This is a genomic window from Sphingomonas sp. CCH9-E2, assembly GCF_001557215.1.
Classification (GTDB): Bacteria; Pseudomonadota; Alphaproteobacteria; order Sphingomonadales; family Sphingomonadaceae; genus Sphingomonas.
In genome coordinates this window covers 1-9,312 of record NZ_LSJM01000440.1, presented here as the reverse complement: position 1 = coordinate 9,312, position 9,312 = coordinate 1, and the positions used below count along the sequence as shown (strand labels likewise).

9 protein-coding genes are annotated in these 9,312 nt (G+C 66.7%); 6 read left to right on the top strand and 3 right to left on the bottom strand.

Going from position 1 to position 9,312, the window contains the following annotated elements; genetic code table 11:
• Both AX681_RS19600 and AX681_RS19595 read left to right on the top strand, forming a co-directional pair.
• The coding region (locus AX681_RS19600) for a TonB-dependent receptor domain-containing protein (RefSeq protein ID WP_156456147.1) at positions 1-794 on the top strand (794 nt) is incomplete at its 5' end.
• A gap of 91 nt (positions 795-885) precedes the next feature.
• Complete coding sequence (locus AX681_RS19595; RefSeq protein ID WP_066663568.1) at positions 886-2,115, top strand: MFS transporter; 1,230 nt, start codon at positions 886-888, stop codon at positions 2,113-2,115.
• Here the strand turns inward: AX681_RS19595 and AX681_RS19590 are convergent.
• Positions 2,112-3,086 (bottom strand): alpha/beta hydrolase, encoded by a 975-nt coding sequence (locus AX681_RS19590; RefSeq protein ID WP_231733823.1) that lies wholly within the window; start codon positions 3,084-3,086, stop codon positions 2,112-2,114. The genes AX681_RS19595 and AX681_RS19590 overlap by 4 nt on opposite strands.
• 241 nt (positions 3,087-3,327) lie before the next feature.
• Here AX681_RS19590 and AX681_RS19585 point away from each other — a divergent pair, with 241 nt between their 5' ends.
• Positions 3,328-4,494, top strand: a complete 1,167-nt coding sequence (locus tag AX681_RS19585) for a glycoside hydrolase family 68 protein (protein ID WP_231735032.1) — start codon at positions 3,328-3,330, stop codon at positions 4,492-4,494.
• Complete coding sequence (locus tag AX681_RS19580; RefSeq protein WP_066658158.1) at positions 4,491-5,375, top strand: ROK family protein; 885 nt, start codon at positions 4,491-4,493, stop codon at positions 5,373-5,375. Before AX681_RS19585 ends, AX681_RS19580 begins: the two co-directional genes overlap by 4 nt.
• Before the next feature lie 24 nt (positions 5,376-5,399).
• On the opposite strand, the gene AX681_RS19575 is transcribed toward AX681_RS19580, so the two are convergent.
• The gene (locus tag AX681_RS19575) at positions 5,400-6,743 is read right to left on the bottom strand and encodes a neutral/alkaline non-lysosomal ceramidase N-terminal domain-containing protein (protein ID WP_066658156.1); all 1,344 of its coding nucleotides are present in this window, start codon (positions 6,741-6,743) and stop codon (positions 5,400-5,402) included.
• 153 nt (positions 6,744-6,896) lie between these two features.
• A complete protein-coding gene (locus tag AX681_RS19570) occupies positions 6,897-7,583 on the bottom strand; it encodes an arylesterase (protein WP_066658161.1) in 687 nt (228 codons plus the stop codon).
• 50 nt (positions 7,584-7,633) lie between these two features.
• Between AX681_RS19570 and AX681_RS19565 the strand changes: the two genes are divergently transcribed.
• Complete coding sequence (locus tag AX681_RS19565) at positions 7,634-8,332, top strand: ABC transporter ATP-binding protein (protein WP_066658153.1); 699 nt, start codon at positions 7,634-7,636, stop codon at positions 8,330-8,332.
• On the top strand, positions 8,329-9,312 hold a 984-nt coding region (locus AX681_RS19560; protein ID WP_197424330.1), incomplete at its 3' end, for an ABC transporter permease. The genes AX681_RS19565 and AX681_RS19560, both read left to right, overlap by 4 nt.

Here is a 9,312-nt window from a genome sequence, read left to right as displayed (position 1 = left end):
CGACCAAGGATGTGACCACCTGGCGCGTCAACCTGTCCTATTTGCCGAGTGATGACCTGACGATGTTCATCTCGGCGGCCACCGGCTTCCGTCCCGGCATCGTCCAGTCGCGGGTGCAGGTTCAGTCGGTAACCGGCGCGGGCGTGCCGACGGGAGTGACGCTGGAGCCGGAATCGTCGACCAACTATGAATTTGGTCTCAAATGGCGCAGCGCCGACCGGTCGCTGAACATCGGCCTCAACCTCTATCAGCTCGAATACACCAACCTGCAGACGTCGGTCACCGGATCGATTTCAGGCGTCAACGGCTTCGCCAATTTCGGTGACGCGAAGACCAAGGGCGTCGATCTCGAACTGCGTTGGAACACCCCGCTCAAGGGCTTCAACCTCGGCTTTGTCGGCAATTTCAACGACAGCAAATATACCAGCGTCAACCCGATCGTCGCGGCGGCTCAACCGTTGCTGCGGCCCGGCGCGCGGCTGACCAACACCCTGTCGAACAACTTTCGCGTCGACATGGGCTATAATGGCGAGATCGCCAATGGCGTGAACTTGTTCGGCAATCTGTCGCTCAGCCACAGCGGCGATCGCCTGCAGGGCAATGGCATTACCGCGCCGGCCTATAACGTGATGGCCCTGACCTTGGGCGTGCGATACGGCGATTACGAGCTGGCGCTGATCGGCAACAACCTGACCGACGAGCGGGGACCGACCTTTGTCGGGACCAACGGCCCGTTGTCGGGATCGGGCCCGACCCCGCGCACGATCGGCCTGCGCTTCCGGGTCACGCCCTGACCGGAATCGGACATGCGGGAAGGGCGGGGGGCCATGCGCCTCCCGCCCTTTCCGTTTTCTCGGCGCGAACGATGATTGATTGGAGAGCGGGATGAACGATCAGGCGGGACAGAACGGCGCGGCGACGCTGCTCAAGGCGCTGGTGTTCCTGATGTTCGCGATGTTCGCGATGACCACCGACTCCGTCGGCACGGTCATCCCGGAGGTGATCCGCGAGTTTCAGCTGGGCCTGACCGCCGGCGGATCCTTCCAGTACGCGACGATGGCCGGGATCGGCATCTCCGCGATCGCGCTCGGCTTTCTTGCCGACCGGATCGGGCGCAAGGCGACGATCCTGATCGGCCTCATCCTGTTTGGCGTCAGCTCCGCGCTGTTCGCGGCGGGGCAGGATTTCCTGTTCTTCACCAGCCTGTTGTTCATCTCCGGCATCGGTATCGGCATCTTCAAGTCGGGGGCGCTGGCGCTGATCGGCGACCTGTCGCGGTCGACCGGGGAGCACGCGCGGACGATGAACCTGATCGAGGGGTTTTTCGGCGTCGGCGCGATCATCGGGCCGGCGATCGTCGCCTATATGCTGACGCAGGGCGCGAGCTGGAAATGGGTGTATATCATCGCCGCGATGCTCTGCGCATTGCTGGTGCTGGGATCGGCGGTGGCGCGCTTTCCCCGCCCGATCGTCACCCGCACCGAACCCGTCCGCGCGAGCGAGGCGATCCGCATGGCCGGCGATCCGCCGGCGCGCTTCTTCGGAGCCGCGCTGATGCTCTATGTCGGGGCGGAGGCGGCGATTTATGTCTGGGCGCCGACCTATCTCGCCGATTATTCGGGGTCGTGGCTGTGGCTGGCGGCCTATGTCGTTTCAATCTTCTTCGTGCTGCGCGCGGCGGGGCGGTTCCTGGGCGTGTGGCTGCTCGCGCGGTTCGACTGGGCGAGCGTGGTCCTGGTGTGCAGCGCGGCGATGGCGGCTTTGTTCTGGATCGCAGTGCTGGGCGGGCGCGAGGTCGCGATCTTTGCACTGCCCGCGACCGGGCTGTTCATGTCGGTGCTCTATCCGACGATCAATTCGACCGGCATCAGCTGCTATGACAAGGGGCGGCACGGGTCGATCGCGGGACTGCTGCTGTTCTTCACCTGCGTCAGCGCGGTGCTGGCGCCGCTGGCGATGGGCGCGCTGGGCGAGTGGCTGGCGGACAGCAGCTATGCGATCCTGCTGGGCGGCGTGTTCGCGACTTTGCTGGCGCTGCTGTGCGGGTGGAACAAGTCGCGCGCACCGTTCGCCGCGCTGCTCGCGCAGCGTAATGCCGACGATTATCGCGTCTAGGCCAGATGCCGGTCGAGCCAGGCGGCGAACAGGGCGGGCCAATGGCCGGCCGGCGTGTCGGGACGCCCGACGCCGAAGCCGTGGTTGCCCGCTTCGAACAGATGCAGCTCGACCGGTCGGTTCGCCGCCTGCAGCGCGCGCAGCAGGATCATGCTGTTCTCGGCCGGCACCGCCTTGTCGTCGAGCGCGTGGACGAGGAACACCGGCGGGGTTTGCGCGCCGACATGCTGCGCGGGCGAGCGCTTTGCGATCAGCGCGGCGGAGGGCGCGTTGCCCAGCAGCCGCATCGCGGACTCGCCGTGGGCCACCGGCGCGGTGACGCTGATGACGGGGTAGATCAGCGCCATTGCCGCAGGCCGGGCGTCGAGCGCGTCAGTCGCGTCGCGCGGCACATACACCGGCTCGGCAAAGCCGGTTGCCAGCGTCGCGCCGAGATGGCCGCCCGCGGAAAAGCCGACCGCAGCGACCTTGGCCGGGTCGAAGCCGTAGCGCGTGGCATTGGCGCGGATCACACGGATTGCGCGCTGCGCATCCTGCAGCGGCACGTCTTCGCGCTGCGTCCAGCCTTCGTCGGGCAGGCGATAGGTCAGCACGAACACGGTATAGCCGCGTGCCGTCATCGCTCGCGCGACATCGACGCCTTCGTTGAGGATCGACACGAAAGTGTAGGCGCCGCCCGGGATCGACAGCAAGGCGCGGCCGTTCGGCTTTTCCGGGCGGAACATGCGCAGCATCGGGGTTTCGATGTTGCGGACCATGATGTCGGGCCAGTCGGCGGGTACGGTGCGCGCGGTATAGCCGCCGCCTGGTGCGCCGTTGGGCCAGAGCGGGATCTGTTCAGCGTCGATCCACGCGCGCGGCATCGGTGGGAGCTTGGGGAATTGCGTTGCGCTGCTGGTTGCGGTCCCAAGCGCCGCGAGGCCGGTCGCTCCGACCAGAAATCCGCGCCGTCCCATATTCTCGATCGTCACCGTGCATCCTCCAGTCCCGCGCGGCGCATCGGCACGCCCGGCTCCCGGGATAGAAGCGCGTCGCGCGACAGGTTTCAAGCGGTATTCACAATCGATTGCGAAACATCTGCGAACACGGCATTGAGGGTGCGCAGGACTAAGGAAGGAAGAGCGAGTTGATCCGGCGAGTTGATGCGTATTGCCCGAATGGGCTGGCCGGACGTGCCGTCACGCTGCCGGTGCCTGTCGGAGCTTCCGCCCGATGAGCGCCACAGAACAGGCGCCGATGATCATCGCGGCGGAGCAGGTCACGACGGCGCGATGGACGCCAGCGCATCTCCACGCGATCAGGGATCAGCGCCACGACACCGCGCCGCTGATTCTCGACGGCGACGTGGTGCGCATCGCGCCGGACCTCGACATCTGGGACGCGTGGCCGGTGCAGGATGCCGATGGCACGCCGTCGGCATTGCCCAATGGGCAGACCATTTGGATGGCGCTGGGGGCGCCGCGTTTCCCTGACCCCGATACCCGCCACGGCCATGCCCGAATCAATCTGATCCTGCGCGATGCGAGCGGCTGGCACCCGCTCGGCCCGGCCATGCCCGATGGCTTTGCACCGGGCAGCCGCGAATGGTCCGGCTCTGCGCTGCTCGCAAGCGATCGCCGCACGCTGACGTTGTTCTTTACCGCCACCGGACGACGGGGCGAGGCGGCGCTGACCTTTGAACAGCGCCTGTTTCGCGCCGATGCGACCCTGGTTGAAGAGGGCGGCTATCGCCTCACCGACTGGCGCAACCTATGCGAATTCGTGGTCCGCGACCCCTCGCATTACATGGCGAGCGACGCGGGCAGCGGTGCGGTCGGCACGATCAAGGCGTTCCGCGATCCGGCCTATTTCCGCGACCCGCGCGACGGACGGCATCATGTCTTCTTCGCCGCCTCGCTCGCGGGGTCGTCCTCGGCTTTCAACGGAGCAGTCGGCTGGACGAGCGCGCGCGACGACACGCTAACGGAATGGGACATCCGCCCGCCGCTGGTCAGCGCGGATGCGCTGAACAACGAGCTGGAGCGACCCCATGTGATCTTCCATCAAGGGCTCTATTATCTGTTCTGGTCGACCCAGCGGCACGTCTTCAATCCCGATGGCCCAACCGGCCCTACCGGCCTGTATGGCATGGTATCGGACCGGATCGATGGCGGCTGGCGTCCGCTCAACGGCACCGGCCTGGTGTTCGCCAACCCTGACGCCGCGCCGAAACAGGCCTATAGCTGGCTGGTCTTGCCCGATCTTCAGGTGACGAGCTTTATCGACGCCTGGGGAAGCGACGGCAGCGACGCGAATGCGCGCCGCTTCGGCGCAACCTTCGCGCCGATGGTGCGCTTGCGGTTGCAGGGTGATGCGGCTGGGCTGGAGAGCAACGGATGAACCGCTATGCGGGGATCGAACTGGGCGGAACCAAGGCGATTGCCGTGCTGGCGCAGGGCGATGCGATCGTCGAACGGCAAAGCATAGCGACGGGTGAGCCGGTTGCGACGCTGACCGCATTGCGCGCGATCCTCGATGGCTGGGCGACGCGCGCGCCATTGGCGGGGCTGGGCATCGCCAGTTTCGGCCCGATCCAGCTCGACCCGCGCGATCCGCAGTTCGGACACATCCTCGCAACGCCCAAGCCCGGCTGGACCGGCGCGCCGGTCGCGGCGCTGCTGAGCGGGGGGCTGGCATGCCCGATGGCGATCGACACCGACGTCAATGGCGCGGCGCTCGCCGAATATCGCTGGGGCGCGGCGCAGCGTTGCGACAGCCTGTGCTATCTGACGATCGGCACAGGCCTGGGCGGCGGACTGCTGATCGGCGGACGGCCGGTACACGGCGCGATGCATCCCGAGATCGGCCACATCCGGCTGCGCCGCGCCGCGGGGGATGTCTTCGCCGGCAACTGCCCCTTCCATTGCGATTGCATCGAGGGCCTGGTGTCGGGACCCGCGCTCGCCGCACGCTTCGGCATGGACCCGGCGACTGCGCCTGACGACGATCCGATCTGGCGCCATGTCGCCGCCGACATAGCCGAGCTTTGCTGCGCGATCCTGCTGACGACCTCGGCGCGCCGCATCCTGTTTGGCGGCAGCGTGGCGCTGTCGCGGGCCTTCATCCTGCCCTGGGTGCGTGAGATTGTCGTCGCGCAGCTGGAAAGCTATCTGCCTTTCCTCACTCCCGTTGCGGTTTCCGAGATCATTCAGCCCGCGGGTCTGGGTGCCGATGCCGGACCGCTCGGCGCGATTGCTTTGGCGCAGGCCGCGTCGCGCTAAACCCGCGCGATGCGGCCCGTTGCGTCACTTCGCCTCGACCTTCTCGATTAGGTCGAGCAGTCCGTTGACGATCGCGCTCTCCGCGCAACCCGGCTTCAGCCGCGACGACACCACTTCGAACGTATTGTAGCCGAACGCCGCGTCGTTCGGGATATAGCCCGACGGCGCCATGCCATTGGTGATGGTCGTCATCATCGTGTGCTTGAACGGCGACTCCCGCTTGAAGCGCTGGGCGATGGTGGTGAACACCTCCGCATCCACGCCGCCGATCACGGTATCGCCGATCTTGAGCAGGCTCAGCCGGATGCTGATCGGGTCGGCATCCTCATAGGTGCCGGCATAGCCAGCGCGGCCCTTGTCCAGCCGCTTGCGGCCGGGGCAGGTGACGCTGGTCTGCGCGCCCTGAATGGTTGCGGCGACGACCGGACGCTCCAGGCTGGCGCGGCTGACGTGCAGCACCTCTTCGCCCAGCATCTGGCCCATCGATTTCACCATCTGCTTCTGCTGTTCCATCAGCATCGCGACGCGCGGATTGCTGCGGTCCATGCCGGTCCCGCCCGGGGGCATCGCGTTGCTGATATCCTCACCGCGCTTGGCATAATCGGCGGTGCGGATCGCGCGCAGTTCATAGGTCTGGTTGAAATAGATCGGGTTCTGATCCCCCGCCGCGCCGTTCCCATAGACCGCGACCGTATCGCCGCCCAGCGACTGTTCGATATAGTTGGACGCGGCACCCGGCAGGTCGGCGCTGACCAGATCGAGATTGCCGGTCAGCACGGCGTGCACGCCATAGTTGAAATAGACCGCGATCGGCGCGCCCTCCAGCGTCTCGAACCGCACCACCGCAACGGTCTTGTCCGACACGCCCTCGTAGTTCGGGCCTTCCCACCAGCGGCGATTGTCGGGGTCGATGATGTTGCGGTTGACGTTGATGTAGGAAACGCCGGTGCCATAGGCCATGCGCGCGGGCTTCGCCGCCGCCGCCGCCTTGCGGATCGCGTCGAAGATTTTCGCCTCGTACGCCTGGCCGCGCATCCACGGCGCGCTGTGCGTGTGGCTGGCGGTGAGTAGCAGCTGGCTGGTCGGGATCTTGAGCTCGCGTTCGACCCGTGCGGCGACATTGGCCCAGGTCTCGGTCATGATCGCGCCGGCGTCGACGGTGACCATCGCCGCGCGCGTCTTGCCGTCATCGACCACGATCGCGCGGACGTTGAGCGGATCAAGCACGCCGAGCATGGTCTTGGGCATTTCGGCCGCCTTGGGCGTGATATCGACCTTGGCTGCGCCGACCTTGAGCGCCTGGGCCGAAGCGGGCAGGGCGACGCACATCAGGGTGGCGGCACAGGCCGCGCGCAGTTCAATCTTCATGGTAAGACATCCCGTTGAAGCCGAGAACAGACGACGGCGGAACGGCACGCAGACGCGCTTTCAGCATGATCCTCTCCACCCGACGATCGCGTAATGCAATCGATTGCTATCGATGTAACGCAGCGTCGCGGCGGTTGGCAACCCAAAAGGGGCCTAACCCGCGTCGCCGGGCTTCAGGGCCTCCGCAACCAGTGGTGAGACCCGCCCCACGATCTTTTCCAGTCCCTCGGGATTGGGGTGAATCCGGTCCGGCAGCATCAGCGACGGATCGGTCACCACCTGATCGAGGAAGAAGGGGTACAGCACCGCGTCATAGCGTTTCGCCAGATCGCCATAGATCGCGTTGAACGCGTCGGCATAGTCGCGGCCCATGTTCGGCGCGGCGATCATGCCGGTCAGCATGATCGGGATGCCGCGCTTCTTCAGCTCCTCGCAGATCGCGGTCAGGTTCGCGCGCGTCTCGGCCGGGTCGATCCCGCGCAGCATGTCGTTGCCGCCCAGATTGACCATGACGAGGTCCGGCTTGCGATCCAGCCCGTCGAGCGTGAAGGCCAGGCGGCGCAGGCCCGCCGAGCTTGTATCGCCAGACACCCCGGCATTGCGCACGCTCGCGGCGATGCCGCGCGCTGCGAGCGCTTTCTCCAGCTGCGCGGGGAAACTCTCCTGCGGCAAGACGCCATAGCCGGCGTAGAGGCTGTCCCCGAAGGCGACGACGAGCCGCGAATCGGCCTTCTCCGCACCCGCACTGGCCACCGTCGCGGGGGTCGGCGGGGTCGCCAGCGCCTGGTTCGTTGCATCATTTTCGCCCGAACAGGCGGCGAGGCCTTGGAGGAGCAACATTGCGCCCGCATATGGGGCAAGCTTTCTGATCAAGGACGTCTTCTCCACCTATGTCGATCGAACCGGTGGCGGATATCGCAATCCGCGCGCGCAATGTCACCCTGACGCTTGGAACGCGCGAAGCGCCGACCGAAATTCTGAAGGGAATCGATGTCGACATCGCGCGCGGGAGCAGCGTCGCGATCCTCGGACCGTCGGGATCGGGCAAGTCGTCGCTGATGGCGATCCTGTCGGGCCTGGAACAGGCAAGCGGTGGCAGCGTGAGCGTCGCGGGCATCGCCTATGACACGCTGGACGAGGACGGCCTCGCGCGGGCGCGGCGCGGACGGGTCGGGATCGTGTTGCAGGCCTTCCACCTGTTGCCGACGATGACCGCGCTGGAGAATGTCGCGGTGCCGCTGGAGCTGGCGGGCGCGGACGATGCCTTTGCGCGCGCGGCGGCGGAGCTGGAGGCGGTCGGCCTCGGCCATCGCCTGACCCATTATCCGGTGCAGCTGTCGGGCGGCGAGCAGCAGCGCGTCGCCATCGCCCGCGCGGTGGCCGGACGGCCGGAGATCATCTTTGCCGACGAACCGACCGGCAATCTCGATGGCACGACCAGCGGCGTAATCGTCGACCTGTTGTTCGATCGCCAGCGCGCGGCGGGGGCGACCTTGCTCATCATCACCCATGACCCGGCGCTTGCCAGCCGCTGTGACCGCGTGCTGACGATGCGCGACGGGCATATCGTTGCGGACAGCGCTGCATGAGGGCGCTGGGCTGGCGCAAGGCGTGGAGCATCGCGCGGCGCGACCTGCATGCCGGCTTTCGCGGGCTGCGGCTGCTGCTCGTCTGTCTGTTCCTCGGCGTCGCGACGCTGGCGACAATCGGCAGTCTGACCGCATCGATTACCGGCGAAATCTCGGCGCGGGGGCAGGTGCTGCTCGGCGGCGATGTCGAGGTGGGGATGACCCAGCGCCAGGCATCGGCGCAGGAGCGCGCGGCGCTGACACAGCTCGGCATGGTCAGCGACACGATCCGCACGCGGGCAATGGCGCGGCGCGCGACGCCGATCACGGGCGCGCCCGATGCGGTGCTGACCGAACTCAAGGGCGTCGATGCGCGCTATCCGCTGTACGGCAGCCTGACGCTGGAGCAGGGCAGCTACGCGCCGCTTGCGCCCGATGCGATCCTGATCGGCAAGTCGCTGTCGGAACGGCTGTTGCTCAAGACCGGCGACCGGGTTCGCTATGGCGATGCCGATTTCCGCATCGTCGGCATGATCGCCGACGAACCCGACCGGGTGGGGGAGGGGTTCACGCTCGGCCCGGTCGCAATCGTCTCGCTCGACGGGATGAAGCGCACCGGATTGCTGCAACCGGGCGCGCTGTACGAGACCAAGTACCGCATCCGCCTCAATGCCGGTGTGACGCCCGAGGAGGCAGTCGATGGGCTCAAGGCGCGCTTCGCCACCGCCGGGTTCGAATACAAAACGCGCGACCGCGCCGCTCCGGGCGCGGTGCGCTTCTTTGAGCGGATGGGGCAATTCCTGTCGCTGATCGGCCTTGCCGCTCTGGTGATCGCAGGGATCGGGGTGAGCAACGGCGTCGCCTCGTACCTGGGGCAGAAGCGCGGTGGGATCGCGACGTTCAAGATTCTCGGCGCGACCTCGGCCGACATTAGCCGCATCTATCTACTTCAGATCGCCGCCGCTTCGGCGCTGGCGGTGGGGGCGGGGATGGTGGTCGGC